Genomic DNA, 16779 nt, shown 5'->3' with positions numbered 1-16779 from the left:
AAAATGTTTATTATATATATAGAATATATTTTATTTGGAGGTTCTATGACAGGTACAATAATTAAAGGTATAGGTGGTTTTTATTACATAAAGACAGAAAATGAAATAGTTGAATGTAAGGCAAGAGGGAAGTTCAGGCATAATGATCTTAAACCAATGGTTGGGGATAAGGTTGAAATTGAGGTTACTAATGGAAAAGGCGTTATAAACTCAATTCATGAAAGAACTTCGGAGCTTATAAGACCTACTGTGTCAAATGTAACCCAAGCATATGTAGTTTTTGCTATTAAGAATCCTGATATAAATTTTGATTTACTTAATAGATTTTTAGTGTTGTGTGAACATAACAACATAAAAGCTATAGTTTGCTTAAATAAAGTTGATTTATGCAGTGAAGAGGAAAAAAGTGAGATAAAGAACACTATAAACAATTTAGGGTATGAGGTTTTGTTTATCAATGCTAAAGGACAGATGGGACTTGATGTTTTAAAAGAAAGACTTTCTGATAATGTCACAGTTTTATGCGGGCCTTCTGGTGCTGGAAAATCAACTTTAATAAATGCTTTTCTTGAAAGAGAGCATATGGAAACTGGTGAAATAAGTGAAAAGCTTAAAAGAGGAAAACATACCACAAGACATAGTGAACTAATACCTGTACAGCATGGCTTTTTAGTAGATACTCCAGGTTTTTCTAGCTTGGATCTAGATTTTATAGAAAAGGATGATTTAAAATATTGTTTTCCTGAATTTATGGATTATAATGATAAGTGTAAGTTTACAGGATGCAACCATTATAAAGAGCCTAGCTGCGCTGTAAAAGGTGCAGTTGAGGAAGGTATAATAAGTAGACTTAGATATGATTTTTATGTAAGATCATTAGAAGACATAATGAGGAGGAAAGTTAAATGGTAGTATTATCGCCATCAATCTTAGCGGCAGACTTTACAAAACTTGGAGAGCAAGTAAGAAGAGTAGACGAAGCGGGAGCTGAGTTTATTCATATAGATGTCATGGACGGGGTTTTTGTACCTAATATATCCTTCGGATTTCCAATAATAAAAGCAATAAGACCTATAACTAAAAAGGTTTTTGATGTTCATCTCATGATACATGAAGCTGGAAGATATATTGATGAATTTGTGTCATCTGGTGCTGATATAATAACAATTCACTATGAGACAGATAGACACCTAGATAGAACTATTTCTTATATAAAAAGCAAAGGGGTAAAGGCTGGAGTATCGTTAAATCCAGCAACACCAGTAGAGTTAATCAAGCATCTAATCCCTATGCTTGATATGGTACTTATAATGTCCGTTAATCCAGGCTTTGGAGGGCAAAAGTTTATAAATTATACCATAGATAAGATAAAGGAAGTTAAAGAATTATCTGAAAGATATAACAAGGATCTTCTTATAGAAGTAGATGGTGGTATTGATAAGTATAATATAAAGAGTGTTGTGGAAGCTGGTGCGAATGTTGTAGTTGCAGGATCTTCTGTGTTCAGTGGTGGTAATATAGAAAGTAACTTAGCTGCACTAAAGAAGGAGCTGTAGTGATGAAAGCTGTTATAGTTGCAGGAGGAACGGCACCAAGTAAGGATTTGTTTTTTAGAGAGACTGAGGATGCGAATATATTAATTGCTGCTGATAGTGGAATTAATACCTTTTATAAGTACGGTGCTACTCCTAATATAATCTTAGGTGATTTTGATTCTGCTGACTCTGAGGCATTAAATTACTACACCAAGACTAAAAAGGTTACCTTTAAGCCAGAAAAAGATTTTACTGATAGTGAGCTAGCTTTTAATAATGCATTAGAACTTGGTGCAACTGAAGTGGTCTTATTAGGATGTACTGGTACTAGATTAGATCATACCATTGCTAATCTAGGATTATTAAGAAGTGGTTTGGAGAAAAATGTGATTACATCAATTAAGGATGAAAATAATTATATTTTTCTAGTTTCAAAAAATACAACTTTTTACGGAGCACCGGGACAAACTATATCTTTCCAGGCTTTTGGAGGGAATGTAAGTAATTTTAATATATATAATGCTAAGTATCCTCTATATGATTATAATCTGACTTTAGGAGATGGTAGAACAGTTTCAAATGAGTTTCAGGATACTCCTATAGAAATATCATTTACCTGTGGTATAGTTATGGTTATGTATAGCAATGATTAACATAAACTTTTGTGAATTGAAATGAAGATAGTATTAGGTTCAAACTTCAACTATTAAACTATTAATTTAAACATGGTACTTTAATAAATCCTAAATTTTAAAAAAATATAGTAAATTAGTAGTCACCAATAAATTGCTTTTTGCATATTATATATCAAAGCAGTTTGTTGGTGGCTTTTTATATTTATTTAGGGGGGGATTTTAAATGAGGATAGTAGCAATAAAACTACCTAAGTTCTTATCTATATTCTTTAGAATATTTATAAGGAAAGACAGAAAACATACATAAGAAAAGAAATGGTTCATGCAATTTGTGCATGTTGATGTGAAAAAAAGCTGAAGTAATTTACTTCAGCTTTTTCTTTTTTACATTTACCTTAAAATAAAAAGCGTGCATTAAGCACGCTTTTTAGGTAAAAAAAATGCAATTGCTAATACAACTGCATTTCACAAGATTCTTAAACTGCTCTTTGAACCTTACCTGAACGTAAGCATCTAGTACAAACGTGAACAGTTTTTGGTGTTCCGTTAACTACAGCTTTAACTTTTTTTATGTTAGGAGCCCATTTTCTCTTGCTTTGTCTGTGTGAGTGGCTGTATTGTACTCCTGATATTACACCCTTGTTGCAGATTTCGCATTTTCTTGACATTTACAACACCTCCTTAACTCTGAAGATTGTGATCTTCAATAGGACATATAATATATTATCACAAGATGTATAATTTATGCAAGATAAAAATAATAATTATGAGTAAAATATTATTGAGTACTTTTTACTGTATAGATAGTATAAAATTTTATGAAAGCTAAACCTAGCAATATCAAGGGTCAAGAAATTTAAATAAAAGATAAAATTTATAGGAATTGTTGAAGTTTTATTTAAGATTGCAAATTAATTTTATTATCTATTGTGGACAATTGTAACCTTCAGTACAAATAAATATGGCGGTTTCAGTAAAATATAGCGTATTTATCTTATCAAATCAATGTAGTATAGATAAAAATAGCATTTCAGCCTAGAAAATTATGAGTATTGAATAATCTTCCTATTTAATATAGAATATACTTAACGGAAATTAGCAAGGAGGAATTTAATTATGTTAGGAATATCAAATGAGCTTGGAAATATATCATATTCTGATGAAGTTATTGCAAAAGTAGTTGGGCTTTCAACTATGGAATGTTACGGCGTAGTTGGTATGGTTTCTAAGAACGCTACTGATGGATTTTGGGAATTAATAAGAGTTGAAAATCTAAGCAAGGGTGTTAAGATAAATTTAAAAGAAGATAAATTAAATATAGAGTTATTCGTTATGGTTGAGTATGGTACAAAGATATCTGTTATTGCAAATAATATAATTCAAAAAGTTAGATATAATGTAGAAAATTATACTGGAATTAAGGTATCATCAATTACTGTTAACGTGCAAGCTGTGAGAGTCTAGGAGGGCAAACTAATGAATTATATTAGAATTAATGGTGAGAATTTTTACAACATGGTTATTAATGCCAGCAATAGGTTGGAAGAACAAAGTGAATATGTAAATTCATTAAATGTTTTTCCAGTTCCAGATGGAGATACAGGAACTAATATGTCAATGACTTTTAAAGCTGCTGTTAAGGAGATAGAAACCTTAAAGGGAGCTTCTTTAGGTGAGATTTCGAAAAAATTAGCAAAAGGCGCTTTGATGGGAGCTAGAGGAAACTCTGGTGTTATTTTATCTCAAATACTTAGAGGTATATCAAAAGGACTAGACAATAAGATTGAAGCAGATGCAAAAGAAGTAGCTAATGCTTTAGCAGAAGGTGCTAAGTCAGCTTATAAAGCAGTTATGAGACCAACAGAAGGTACTATACTTACTATAATAAGAGCAGCGTCAGAGGCGGCAGCAGAGTCTAATGCCAAAGATATAACTGGATTAATGGATCAAGTTTGTAAGCATAGTAAAGTAATGTTAGACAAAACTCCTGAAATGCTTCCTGCTCTTAAGAAAGCTAAAGTGGTAGATTCAGGTGGAATGGGACTTCTTATAATATTACAGGGTATGTATGAAGCTTTAGACAAGAATTTAGAAGTTGCAATAAAAGATTTCAAGCCTGCTTCCACAGGAGTATCAGCTGCTAATAATTTAGAAGATCATGATATCAAATTTGGTTATTGTACAGAGTTTATAATCGTAGGAGATAGTTCAAAAGCTAATGAGTTTAAAGCGGATATAGAGCATTTTGGAGATTCAATGATAGTTGTTGGTTATGAAGATGTAATAAAAGTTCATATCCATACTAATGATCCTGGTGCAGTACTTTCTAAAGCTGTTAAGTTAGGTGAATTATCCAAAATAAAGATCGATAATATGAGAGAAGAACATAAACACCTTCTTGTAGAGAAAGAATATGAAGCTTCAAACGAAGATTCGGTAGCTGTTGAAGAAGAAGTAGAAGAAAAGAAAAAATATGCCTTCATATCTGTTGCTATGGGTGAAGGTATAAAGAATATATTTAAAGATTTGGGTGTTGACCATGTAATTGAAGGTGGTCAAACTATGAATCCTAGCACTCAAGACATATTAGAGTGCATAGAAAAACTTAATGCGGAACATATTTTTGTATTCCCAAATAATAAAAATATAATAATGGCTGCTAACCAAGCAGCAGAGATATCTGATAAGCATATAGTAGTTATTCCAACAAAAACTATCCCTCAAGGTATAACAGCTATAACTATGTTCAATCCAGAAGCGGAAGTAGAAGAAAATATTGAAGAACTAACAAGTTCTGTAGATTTTGTTAAATCAGCTTCTGTAACCTATGCGGTTAGAGATACTGAGATGGATGGAATTGAAATAAAAGAAGGAAATATACTAGGCTTAATTGAAAGTAAAATCAAAAATGTAGGCAGTGATGTATATGAAGTAACAGAAGAACTGCTAAGTCAAATGGTTGATAAGGATAGCGAGCTTATAACTCTATTCTATGGCAAAGAATGTGATGAAAAACAAGTTGAAGATTTTGTTTCTAAGATAGAGAAAAAGTACAGTGATTTAGATGTTCAATGTTACGCTGGTGAACAGCCTCTATATTACTTCTTAATATCTGTAGAATAAAATATAATAACTTTGTACATATACTATTTAATCATAGTAAATTATTCTGTATAGTTGATGCATATATATTTCATTTATGGAAGTAAAGATGTACCACTGCAAGTGCGAAATCTATTTTCAAAGCTCTCTGGTTTTTGTGAGGACAGTTTGAAAATATAAATTTTACTATGAAGTGATACATATATAGTATATGTGCTTATAGTGTTATTTTAAGAAAGAGTACTTTCTATTAGAAAAGCGACATAGTCGCTTTTCTTTTTAACTTTTGTTTTGGGTGATAAATATGGATATATATAGTGAAATTAAAAACTTAAAAGGTGTTGGACCAAAGTTAGAAGAAAAACTTAATAAATGCGGTGTTTTTACTTTGCTTGATCTGCTTCTTTATTTTCCTAGAGATTATGAGTTCGTAGATGGTAACCCTGAAATTAGCGATATTTCTGAAGAATTAAAACAGATAATAAGTTGCAAAGTAGTTTCTTTTGATAGAGATATAAGAACGAAAAATGGGAAAAAGCTAACCTCTATAAATTTTAAATACTCTGATACAAAGGTTATGGCAAAGTGGTTTAATCAGCCTTATATAAAAAATAATTTTAAGATAGGTGAAAGCTATAATCTAATGGGTAAATACAAAAAGGTTGGTAGTCACCTTGAGGTAATAAATCCTACAGTAGTGTTTAGAGATGCAAGCGATAACGAAATCCTGCCAGTATACCCACTTAAGGGAGATATTACTAGTAGCGTGATTTCTAAGTTAGTTAACAGTATACTTTGCTCCATAGTTGTAGGAGAAAACTTGCCAGAATATCTTTTGGAGAAGTATAGCTTGATTTCTTTAGATGAAGCTATAAGAAATATACATTTTCCTTCAACAAAGGAAAAGTTAAAAGCTGCCATAACTAGACTAAAATTTCAGGAACTATTTACTTATTCAGTGAAGTTAATGATGCTTAAAAATCATCTTAAAAAAGGAAATTGTGGAATTAAATTTTCGATGAGCCCAGAATTAGGTGATTTAAAGAAATCTTTACCCTATGAACTTACTGCTGCGCAAAGTAGAGTGGTTAGAGAAATACTTCTAGACCAAAAGTCTAGTGTTCCTATGAATAGATTGGTTCAAGGTGATGTTGGAAGTGGAAAGACTGTTGTTGCGTTTATATCTATTTTTAATGTATATAAAAATGGTTATCAAACAGCAATGATGGCGCCTACAGAAATTTTAGCTTCTCAGCATTATGTTGAGGCAAAAAAGTTACTGGAAGGTTTTGAAGTTGATATTGAGCTTCTCACTGGAAGCACACCAAATAAGGAAAAGATAAGGATTAAAGAAAAAATTTCTTCAGGGGTGCCTATTGTGGTTATAGGAACTCATGCTATAATACAGGAGGATGTAAATTTTACAAATTTAGGTTTAGTTGTTACTGATGAACAACACAGGTTTGGTGTGGAACAAAGAAGTAAGCTTATTAATAAAGGAAAAGAGCCAGATGTACTTGTTATGACAGCTACACCTATTCCAAGAACTTTAGCCCTTTACCTATATAGCGATTTAGATGTTTCAATTATAGATGAACTTCCACCTGGAAGAAAAAAGATTGAGACTTTATTCTTCCAAGAAGACTCAAAGTATCAGGTATACAATCTTGCATTGGATGAAATAGAAAAGGGAAGACAGGTTTATATAGTTTGCCCTTTAATTGAAGAAGATGAAGATGGAAAGCTGAATTCTGTAGATAAAATTTACAATGAATTAGCAGAAGGTACTTTTAAAAATTATAATATTGAAAAGCTTCATGGCAAGATGGCGCCTAAGGATAAGGAATATATAATCAACAGGTTTAAAGAAGGGCATCTGAAGGCTATAATTTCAACTACGGTAATTGAAGTAGGGGTGAATGTGCCTAATGCCAGTGTAATGATTATTGAAAACTGCGAGAGATTTGGATTAAGCCAATTACATCAGCTTAGAGGAAGAGTAGGAAGAGGTCAATATCAGTCCTACTGTCTGCTTGTTGGAAACGCAAAAAATAACGTGACTAAAAAAAGAATGATGATTATGACTGAAAGTAACGATGGATTTTATATAGCTGAGCAGGATCTTAAGCTAAGAGGATCTGGTGAAATGTTTGGATTAAGACAAAGTGGTGATTCTGGGCTTATATTATCAGATATAATAGAAGATATTAATATTTTAAAATGTGCTAGTGAGGAAGCTAAGAGGATATTAAATAGCACTGATACAAACAATATAAAATTGATCTCGGAGATAAGCAAAAATCTATCTAGGAGCTCTAAGTATATATGTTTTAACTAGGTTATATTGTCATGAGCTAGTGCTTTAAAGAATAAATCCAAGTAATTGTTAAGCTATTTTTAGTATTAAATCAACTATTCTCTAATTTGTTTAGAGTAAAACTTAAATATACTTTAAAAAACTTTGAAAATAATGATCTATATGATAAAATTTAGTTAATTTAGGGAGGACATACAAATGAGAATTATATCAGGAAAAGCAAAGGGAAGAAAATTATTATCTCCACCTACATATGAAACAAGACCTACTCTAGACAGAGTTAAGGAAGCTATGTTTAGTAGTATTCAATTTTATATTCCTGACGCGGTAGTGATAGATGTATTTGCAGGAACAGGAAGTTTAGGTTTAGAAGCTGCTAGTAGAGGTGCAAAGGAGTGCTATCTAGTAGATAAAAGTCCAGTAACGTATCCAGTTTTAAGAGAAAATATTCAAAATTTAAAGTTTGAAGATTTTTGTTTTTCTTTAAATATGGATGCTTATAGCGCCTTAAACTCAATGGCTGATAAAGGAAAGGTATTTAATCTCATATTTATAGATCCACCTTACCTAAAGAATATGATTCCAGGTGCGATAAAGATAATAGAGGAAAGAAATTTATTGGATCCACAAGGAATTATTGTTACTAAGATTGATACTAGTGAAGAGATATATCAAGGAAGTACAAAAATAAAGCTAACGAATGAAAGAAAATATGGAAATACAACAGTATGTTTCTATAAACATAAGGAGGACTAAAATGAAAATTGCCGTATACCCTGGAAGCTTCGACCCAGTAACCAATGGACATCTTGATATCATTGCTAGAGGGGCTAAGGTTTTTGATGAAGTAATTGTAGTGGTCTTGGTTAACGTAGATAAAAAGGGATTATTCAAAATTGATGAGAGAGTAGAACTAATTAAAAGAGTTACAAAGGATTATCCTAATGTAAAAGTTCAATATTTTAATGGACTGCTAGTTGACTTTATGAGAGAAAAGAAGGCTACAGTAATACTAAAGGGACTAAGAGCCGTTTCTGATTTTGAATATGAATTTCAAATGGCCCTTATGAATAATAAACTTGATCCAGAAGTAGAAACTTTATTTATGATGACAAATGCAGAGTACTCATACCTGAGCAGTTCTGCTGTAAAGCAAGTTGCTAAGTTCGGAGGCTGTATACGTGGTTTAGTTCCAGATGAAATTATTGTTGATATTATTAGTAGAATAAAGGGGGAATGAGGGTGAGTAAGATGGAGGTTAATGTTATTGAGCTTCTAGAATATCTACAAGATATTGTTGAAAGTGCTGCTAAGGTACCTATAACAGGCAAAGTTGTAATTGATAAAAAAGAAGTGTTGGAAGTTGTAGATCAAGTTATTAATTATCTACCAGATGAATTCAAAAAAGCTCAATGGGTTATGACAGAAAGAGAAAGAATCTTAGGAGAAGCCCAAAAAGAGTATGAAGCAGTCAAGAAACAAACTATGGATCTCTTGAAAAAGCAAGTTGAAAATCATGATATTGTTAAAGAAGCCAATCTAAGAGCACAAGAAATAATAGCCTCAGCTCAAAGAGAAGCTAAGGCTATTAGAATTGGTGCAAGAGACTATGCTGACGAGATTTTAAGTCAGTTAGAAAAAGAAATAGATGTAAAAACAAATGAAATATTAACTGTAATAAAAACCAATGTTGAAGCTCTAGCTACCAATATGAACAATGATATGGCAAAGGCATCAACTACGATAAGAGAAAATATTAAGGAGTTACGTAGCATCAAATAAGCTTTTTATGCTAAGACTTATTATAGTTATAATCATAAATATTAAGTAAGGTATCCAAAACTGTGTGTAATTAATGCTGTTGTTTGAGCTGAATGTAGGAATAGAGTTTATAAATAAAATACATATAATCAGTGTGATTATTACTCCAATTAACCCTTGCAAAACTTTAGTCATAAAATAACGTTTTAGTGAAACTTTATATTTATAAAAGAAGGCATGGGTTTGTGCGATTATAGAGAAACCTCCGAAACAACAGAAAAAACTTATAAGGCATAATTTTATTGTGATAGTTAAAGAACTACTAGTAATTATGTTGCAACCGTTAGTAAGATCTAGACTCCCCAATAATAAAGCAGACAGAAAATCTCTGTTTATATTAAAATTTAATGTATTACTTGAAATAATGCTTGTTATAGCATTATTTTTTATTATAGAAATTAGAACTGCAAATATAATAACGTACCCACCTACCATGAGGGTGCCATTAATTGCATCATTTATGGATAGCTTAAAAGCTTCTCCAATATTTATAGAGGAATGTTTAATTTTTAAATCAAATTTTCTTGTTTTTGTTTTATTTTTTGATAAAAGACCTATTACAAAGAAAGATAAATAATTTGCTGCGAGTATTATATATCCGTAGTAAATATTGTTTAGCATTGAACTTGCTACTGAGCCTAGGATAAATATTGGTCCTGCATTAGAAGCTATGTTTAAAAGCCTTTTAAACTCATATTCATCAATATATCCATTGGAGTATAGTTCTGCACTGTATTTTGCCCCTAATGGATAACCACATAGCATGCTTGCTACAATGGCAAAACTACAATTTTTACTTAGTCTAAGCGGCTTGCAGAGTACGGGGCCAAGCAGTTTTGAGTATATAGCTATACCGTCAAAGGCAATAAGAAGGTTGCATATAACCAAAAAAGGAAAAAGTGATGGCAATACAGCTTTTATAAAAAGTTCAGCACCTTGTAGGGCTGAATCCATACAACTTCTTGGATTTACCACAAAATAAAAAATTAGAATAGTTAATGAAAAAGTTATGAAAATGCTTGTCCTACTAAAATGCAGTTTTGATAGAGTATACAGTAGCAATGCTGAAGCTGTTATTAATAAAAATATACTATACATGAGATCCCCCCTTATCTCATATATAGTATATTTTTTGTGTTTTTATTCTATTTATCATTGGTTTATTTAATAAAAGTATTTAAAGATTTTCTACAAATGGACTTGTTAAATAGTCAGAATTAAACTTTACACTAGGATTAATTAATGAGTAAATATTTGAGGAATTGATATCTATTTGGAGCATTGGGTCTTCAATCTTTTTAGGTACTTTACTTATTATATTTATGTCAGAGGCTTTTTTTATTTCTTTTATAATCTTGGCGCCTGTTGTATTTAGTGCAAGTACCCTCAAATACTTAGGTCTAGTAAGTCTTAGACTACTAGTATCATAGTGTTCGAAGCCTAAGAAATATTGGCAAAGTAGTCTAGAAAGTCTAGTGTATGTATAACGCTTGCTTTTTACCTTCATGATCAGCTCATCAATAGAAGATACTGTGTTGATTTCTTTCAAGAACTTGTTATCCAATCCCTCACCACTGTCAGGAAGCTTAGAAAAGGAATTAGGGGAAGCTAAAAGTTTATATTTAATATAAGAGAGAAAATCATTGCTAGATGGAAACTTATTAGTAGAAGTAAATGAGTCCATAATAATATTAGCTGATGGTTCTGGCATATATTGATATAGTTCATTTGAATATAAATCTGAGTATAGCAACTCTCTTATTGCTGTTGCACTAGCCAAGTTGCTTGATAGATCTTTATCGTTATAGGAAGAACCAATACGTTTTATTGTTAAAGGTTCAATTGAACTTTTCGATTTAATTATACTCTTGCAGTATTCTATAGCTAATATGTTATTTGAAGAGGACAAAAGTTCTTCTAATTCTTCAGTTGAACACTTCACATTGGTGTAATGAATAAAATATTCAATAAGACTTAATGATCTAGCTTTTACAAAAGAGTTACCGGATGATAAGTGCTTTTTTAAAATTTCTTTAAAAATTGAGGGCTCATCACATAAAATCTCAGCTATTCTTCTTATTAGTTGCGTATCTCCAGCTTCACTTCCGAAGCAAAGTGAATTAACTACAGAAGTTTGAGTTAAAATATCTACTGCGCCTTTTGCAAAAAATTCTGCTGAAGATACAGCGAAAACTGTTGGAAGTTCAACTACTAGATCTACTCCGTTAAGAACAGCCATTTTTGCTCTAGTCCATTTGTCTAGTATAGCTGGGAGACCTCTTTGAACAAAGTTGCCGCTCATAACGCAAATTATGCCTTCGGCACCAGTTGCCCGCTTGGTTTCTTCTAGATGAAGTTTGTGGCCGTTATGGAAAGGGTTATATTCTGTTATAATTCCTGTAATATTCATATTAGACCATCCTTAATTAAATTATAAATATATAATACAACAATAATAGGAGAGAATACATAAAGAATATAATTATTATAAAATTCAGATAATTAATAATTATTCAAATATAAGAATAACTATGTTTTTGGCTTTATATGTTGAAATTAACTGGTGTTTAGGAGTATATTAGTATATGTAGATATTATCCGTTCGACTGAAAGGAGAAATGAACATGGAACTTATGAAGCAAATATGGGATATGGCACAAAAAGATATAAAGAAAATTGTGCTACCTGAGGGTGATGAGGAAAGAACACTCGTTGCATCTCAAAAGATTAGAGAAAATGGATTAGCAGAGGTAACTTTAGTAGGGTCTGAATCAGTTATCAGACAAAAGGCTGCAGATTTAGGAGTTGACTTAACTGGAGTAAATGTGGCTGACCCAGATACTTCAGATAAGCTTGGAATTTATATAAATGAATTTTATGAGCTTAGAAAAAGCAAAGGTATGACTCTTGAGAAAGCGGAAAAAATAGTTAGAGATCCATTGTATTTTGGTACAATGATGGTTAAGGTTGGAGATGCAGATGGAATGGTTTCAGGTGCTGTTCATACAACTGGAGATCTTTTAAGACCAGGTCTTCAAATTATAAAGACTGCACCAGGAGTATCTGTTGTATCAAGTTTCTTTATAATGATGGTACCTGGCTCTAAGTATGGGGAACAAGGAATGTTATTATTCTCAGACTGTGCTGTTAACCCTAACCCAAATGTGGATCAACTTGCAGCAATAGCTATTGCAACTGCTGATACGGCAAAGAAATTATGTAAGATAGATCCTAAAGTAGCAATGCTATCATTCTCAACTATGGGTTCAGCTGACCATGAGGTTGTAGATAAGGTAAGAATGGCAACTGAAAAAGCTAAGGAATTAAGACCAGATCTTTTAATAGATGGAGAAATGCAATTAGATGCAGCTATAGTTGAAAAAGTTGCAAGCCAAAAGGCACCTAATAGTGATGTAGCTGGTAAAGCTAATGTTCTTATATTCCCAGATCTTCAAGCTGGAAATATAGGTTATAAACTTGTTCAAAGATTTGCAAATGCAGAAGCAATAGGACCAATCTGTCAAGGATTTGATAAACCAATCAATGACTTATCAAGAGGTTGTAGTTCAGAAGATATTGTAAATGTAGTTGCACTTACTGCAGTTCAAGCTCAAACAAGATAAATAGGACATTTTAGTCATTTTAGGAGGAATAGAAATGAACATACTAGTAATTAATTGTGGGAGCTCATCTTTAAAATATCAATTAATAGATATGACTAAAGAAGAGGTTCTAGCTAAGGGACTTGTTGAAAGAATAGGAATAGAAGGCTCTATATTAACTCAAAAGGTTGAAGGTAGAGATAAATACGTAATTGAACAAAAAATGGCTGACCATAAGGATGCTATAAAATTGGTTTTAGAAGCGCTTGTAGATAAAGATAATGGCGTATTAAAATCAATGGATGAGATATCAGCAGTTGGTCATAGAGTAGTTCACGGTGGAGAAAAGTATTCTAGCTCAGTACTTATAAATGATGAAGTTATGAAGTACTTAGAAGAGTGTGTGAAATTGGCTCCACTTCATAACCCACCTAATATAATAGGTATAGAGGCATGTAAGGCATTAATGCCTAATACTCCTATGGCAGTTGTTTTTGATACAGCTTTTCATCAAACAATGCCTGAATCATCATACCTTTATGCATTACCTTATGAACTATACAAAGAACACAATATAAGAAAGTATGGTTTCCATGGAACTTCTCATAAATATGTATCTGCAAAGGTTGCGGAAGTAATTGGAAAAGATATATCTGAATTAAAGATAGTTACTTGTCATTTAGGCAATGGATCAAGTTTAACTGCAATTAAAAATGGTAAATCAATAGATACATCAATGGGCTTTACACCATTAGAAGGTGTTGCTATGGGAACAAGATCAGGAGATCTTGATCCTGCTGTGGTAACATTTATAATGGAAGAACTTGGTTATACTGTTGAGCAAACAAACGAACTGCTTAATAAAAAATCAGGAGTATTTGGTATATCTGGAGTAAGTAGTGACTTTAGAGATATTGAAACTGCAGCTGAAAATGGAAACGCAAGAGCACAGTTAGCTTTAGATATATTCCGTTACAGAGTAAAGAAGTATATAGGTTCATATGCTGCGGCTATGGGTGGCTTAGATGTAGTTGTATTTACTGCTGGAGTAGGTGAAAATGATCCATCAACTAGAGAATCATGCTGCAAAGACTTGGAGTTCCTAGGAATTGAAATAGATCCTGCAAAGAATAATGTACGTGGAAAGATTGCAGAAATAAGCAAGGAAAATTCAAGAGTTAAGGTGTTTGTAATACCTACAGATGAAGAAATGATGATAGCTAAAGATACTCTTGAGTTAGTTAGAAAATAAAAAATAAAGTTCTTGACTTTTAAAAGTCATGTTTATATAATAAATTGTGTTGTCAGTAAAAATTACTAATTCTGCTGTAAGAATGGCTTAGCCATTCTTAGGCATGATGTGGAGTTGTACATATGATACTACAATTTTCAGATTTAATCAGCAAGAGAGAAAGAGTTAAAGCAATAGACTATGCCTTTGACATGGGATGTGTTGACCATGAAGGAGAGAAAATTAAAGCTGTTGAACCTGTAAAGGTAAAGGGTAAGTTTTCTTTCGATGAAGGATTGTTAGAGTTGAACGTAGATGTAGATACAGTTTTAGATCTTTCTTGTTCAAGGTGCTTAGAAATCTTCTCATATCCAATACACATTAGTGTTAATGAGAGATTTACAAATAATTTATCAGATGAAGATGATGATTCTATCTTCGTCGATGGTGATACTATTGATATCACTGAAATAATTGCTAACAATATTATATCAGCCTTGCCTATAAAAAGACTTTGCAGTGAAAACTGTAAAGGACTGTGTCAGCAATGTGGAACGAACCTAAACAAAAAGCAATGTAGCTGTGACAACAACGAAATTGACATTAGACTAGCTAAATTGAATGATTTGTTTAGCAAATAAGGAGGTGTAATTATGGGAAATCCTGCTAGAAAAACATACAGAGCAAAGAGAGATTCAAGAAGAGCTCAAACTTTTAAGTTAAGCATACCTGGTATTGTTGAATGTCCACAATGCCATGAAATGAAATTAGCTCACAGAGTTTGTAAGAGCTGTGGATATTACAAGGGTAAAGAAGTAGTTGCTTCAGAACAATAAAGAAAGTCAATTGACTTTCTTTTCTTTATATACAATGAAAAAATAAAACAGCTTTGGTGAATATTGTTAAAGTCAATTTGCTGTATACATTATATTTCATATCCTATTTCAGTTATTTGATTTTAATATTGTCCTAATGTATCCGAATGATTATAAGTGAAAATAAAATTATTTTAAATATTTAAGTAGAGAAATATAATTTTTGAGTAATATATAAAATTTTTAATTTACAAAGGGGTGATAAGATGAGAATAGCTATAGATGGTATGGGTGGGGATAACGCTCCTTCAGCTATTGTGGAAGGCTGTGTTATGGCACTTAAAGAATTCAACGACGTTGAGATTGTAATAACAGGCCCTGAAGATGTGATTACAGGCGAATTCAGCAAATACGACTACGATAAGTCAAGAGTTACCATATTGAATGCTACAGAAGTAATTGGCACTAATGAGCATCCAGTTATGGCTTTAAGAAAAAAAAAGGATTCAAGCTTGAATAAAGCATTGAAACTTGTAAAAGATAAAGAATGTGACGCAGTTATATCAAGTGGAAGCACTGGAGCTTTTTTAGCTGGTTGTACTTTAGTCATAGGAAGAATAAAAGGTATTGAAAGACCGGCTTTGTCTCCAATAATGCCTGGAATGAAAGGCCCATTTGTGGTAGTTGATGCTGGAGCAAATGTGGATTGTAAGCCCCAATACTTAAAGCAGTTTGCTATAATGGGTAAAGTTTACTATGAAAGTGTAATTAATGTCCCTAATCCTACTGTTGCTTTAGTAAACATAGGAGCTGAGGAGGAAAAAGGAAATGAATTAACGAAAGAAACTTATAAGCTTTTGAAAAATTCTAACCTTAACTTTGTAGGTAATATAGAGCCTAGAGATATAACTGATGGCGATGTTAATGTAGTAGTATGTGATGGATTTGTAGGAAATACGGTTCTTAAGATGTATGAAGGTGTTGCGTCTAATCTACTTGGAACTATCAAAACTGCATTACTTTCATCCCTAGTTACCAAAATAGGAGCATTATTTATAATGCCGGTGATTAAGACTTTAAAGAATAAATTTGATTATAAAGAATATGGTGGAGCGCCATTTTTAGGTGTTGACGGTATTTGTATAAAAGCACATGGAAGTTCTGATGCAAGAGCATTTAAGAATGCTATAAAACAATCTAGAATTTTCTATTTAAACGATACCCTTTCCAAGCTGAAGATTGAGTTAGAAAATAATACTGATGATGAAAAATAAAAAATAATTTTAAATTAAATGATATTTTATTATAAATAATGCTTAGAGATATATTGACGATGTAACTTATATATAATATTATCTAAGTAGATAAATTTTGGAGGTGCATTAAAGTGTTTGAAAAAATAAAAGGAATTATAGCAGATAAACTTAGTGTGAATGAGGATGATATTACACTTGAGGCTTCATTTATAGAGGATTTAGGAGCAGATTCACTAGATATAGTTGAGCTTATTATGGCTTTAGAAGATGAACTAGAAATGGAAATCCCAGATGATGTAGCAGAAGGCTTTGTTACAGTTGGCGATGTAGTAGAGTATCTTAAAGAACATAGTGAAGAGTAATATATCCCGCCTAATGCGGGATTTTATTTTACTCTTAAGAAAATAATAAAATTAAGTTTATTCTTGAATGTGTTAAACACTTTATAGAGAAATTAACATACTG

General features: G+C 31.9%; 18 protein-coding genes. 15 read left to right on the top strand and 3 right to left on the bottom strand.

From position 1 onward, the window contains the following. Nucleotides 1–45 precede the first annotated feature (45 nt). From rsgA to GXK57_RS10865, 3 genes are read left to right on the top strand one after another with little or no spacing between them, the layout of a single operon-like run. On the top strand, nt 46–912 hold the full coding sequence (gene rsgA / locus GXK57_RS10875; protein WP_160675715.1) for a ribosome small subunit-dependent GTPase A: 867 nt from the start codon (nt 46–48) through the stop codon (nt 910–912). Then, the gene (rpe, locus tag GXK57_RS10870; RefSeq protein WP_160675712.1) at nt 906–1556 is read left to right on the top strand and encodes a ribulose-phosphate 3-epimerase; all 651 of its coding nucleotides are present in this window, start codon (nt 906–908) and stop codon (nt 1554–1556) included. The genes rsgA and rpe overlap by 7 nt, the downstream gene beginning before the upstream one ends. A gap of 2 nt (nt 1557–1558) precedes the next feature. Continuing rightward, the gene (locus tag GXK57_RS10865; protein ID WP_160675709.1) at nt 1559–2188 is read left to right on the top strand and encodes a thiamine diphosphokinase; all 630 of its coding nucleotides are present in this window, start codon (nt 1559–1561) and stop codon (nt 2186–2188) included. Nucleotides 2189–2646: 458 nt separating this feature from the next. Here the strand turns inward: GXK57_RS10865 and rpmB are convergent, their stop codons facing one another. Continuing rightward, entirely contained in the window at nt 2647–2838 is a 192-nt protein-coding gene (rpmB, locus tag GXK57_RS10855; RefSeq protein ID WP_128213979.1) for a 50S ribosomal protein L28, read from the bottom strand. A 448-nt stretch (nt 2839–3286) separates the two neighbouring features. Here rpmB and GXK57_RS10850 point away from each other — a divergent pair, with 448 nt between their 5' ends. The 6 genes from GXK57_RS10850 (at nt 3287) to GXK57_RS10825 (ending at nt 9371) form a co-directional block, all read left to right on the top strand. After that, on the top strand, nt 3287–3634 hold the full coding sequence (locus tag GXK57_RS10850; protein ID WP_128213978.1) for an Asp23/Gls24 family envelope stress response protein: 348 nt from the start codon (nt 3287–3289) through the stop codon (nt 3632–3634). Between the two features lie 12 nt (nt 3635–3646). Then, on the top strand, nt 3647–5293 hold the full coding sequence (locus GXK57_RS10845; RefSeq protein WP_160675706.1) for a DAK2 domain-containing protein: 1647 nt from the start codon (nt 3647–3649) through the stop codon (nt 5291–5293). 283 nt (nt 5294–5576) lie between these two features. After that, the gene (gene recG / locus GXK57_RS10840; RefSeq protein ID WP_160675703.1) at nt 5577–7610 is read left to right on the top strand and encodes an ATP-dependent DNA helicase RecG; all 2034 of its coding nucleotides are present in this window, start codon (nt 5577–5579) and stop codon (nt 7608–7610) included. Nucleotides 7611–7787: 177 nt separating this feature from the next. Then, nucleotides 7788–8345, top strand: coding sequence for a 16S rRNA (guanine(966)-N(2))-methyltransferase RsmD (gene rsmD, locus GXK57_RS10835; RefSeq protein ID WP_160675701.1), 558 nt, complete (start codon nt 7788–7790; stop codon nt 8343–8345). Between the two features lies 1 nt (nt 8346). After that, the gene (gene coaD, locus GXK57_RS10830) at nt 8347–8829 is read left to right on the top strand and encodes a pantetheine-phosphate adenylyltransferase (protein ID WP_160675699.1); all 483 of its coding nucleotides are present in this window, start codon (nt 8347–8349) and stop codon (nt 8827–8829) included. Between the two features lie 11 nt (nt 8830–8840). Then, nucleotides 8841–9371 (top strand): ATPase, encoded by a 531-nt coding sequence (locus GXK57_RS10825; protein ID WP_202127711.1) that lies wholly within the window; start codon nt 8841–8843, stop codon nt 9369–9371. Here the strand turns inward: GXK57_RS10825 and ylbJ are convergent. Beyond that, on the bottom strand, nt 9354–10508 hold the full coding sequence (gene ylbJ / locus GXK57_RS10820; protein ID WP_160675697.1) for a sporulation integral membrane protein YlbJ: 1155 nt from the start codon (nt 10506–10508) through the stop codon (nt 9354–9356). The two genes, GXK57_RS10825 and ylbJ, sit on opposite strands and share 18 nt — an antisense overlap. Before the next feature lie 79 nt (nt 10509–10587). After that, entirely contained in the window at nt 10588–11820 is a 1233-nt protein-coding gene (locus tag GXK57_RS10815; protein ID WP_160675695.1) for a nucleotidyltransferase, read from the bottom strand. Between the two features lie 214 nt (nt 11821–12034). Here GXK57_RS10815 and pta point away from each other — a divergent pair, with 214 nt between their 5' ends. From pta to acpP, 6 genes are all read left to right on the top strand, one after another. Next, nucleotides 12035–13033: a phosphate acetyltransferase gene (gene pta, locus GXK57_RS10810; RefSeq protein WP_128213970.1), complete on the top strand. Its 999-nt coding sequence runs from the start codon at nt 12035–12037 to the stop codon at nt 13031–13033. A gap of 34 nt (nt 13034–13067) precedes the next feature. Next, the gene (locus GXK57_RS10805; RefSeq protein WP_160675693.1) at nt 13068–14264 is read left to right on the top strand and encodes an acetate kinase; all 1197 of its coding nucleotides are present in this window, start codon (nt 13068–13070) and stop codon (nt 14262–14264) included. A 122-nt stretch (nt 14265–14386) separates the two neighbouring features. Then, nucleotides 14387–14884, top strand: a complete 498-nt coding sequence (locus tag GXK57_RS10800; RefSeq protein ID WP_160675691.1) for a DUF177 domain-containing protein — start codon at nt 14387–14389, stop codon at nt 14882–14884. Between the two features lie 12 nt (nt 14885–14896). Beyond that, nucleotides 14897–15079 (top strand): 50S ribosomal protein L32, encoded by a 183-nt coding sequence (gene rpmF / locus GXK57_RS10795; RefSeq protein WP_128213967.1) that lies wholly within the window; start codon nt 14897–14899, stop codon nt 15077–15079. 245 nt (nt 15080–15324) lie between these two features. Next, entirely contained in the window at nt 15325–16332 is a 1008-nt protein-coding gene (plsX, locus tag GXK57_RS10790; protein WP_160675689.1) for a phosphate acyltransferase PlsX, read from the top strand. A gap of 113 nt (nt 16333–16445) precedes the next feature. After that, a complete protein-coding gene (gene acpP / locus GXK57_RS10785) occupies nt 16446–16676 on the top strand; it encodes an acyl carrier protein (protein WP_160675686.1) in 231 nt (76 codons plus the stop codon). Nucleotides 16677–16779: the final 103 nt, after the last annotated feature.

Source organism: Clostridium sp. C8-1-8, assembly GCF_009928445.1.
GTDB lineage: Bacteria > Bacillota > Clostridia > Clostridiales > Clostridiaceae > Clostridium_AR.
Note: the sequence above shows the minus strand (reverse complement) of the source record. Positions and strands in the feature narration are given on the sequence as shown.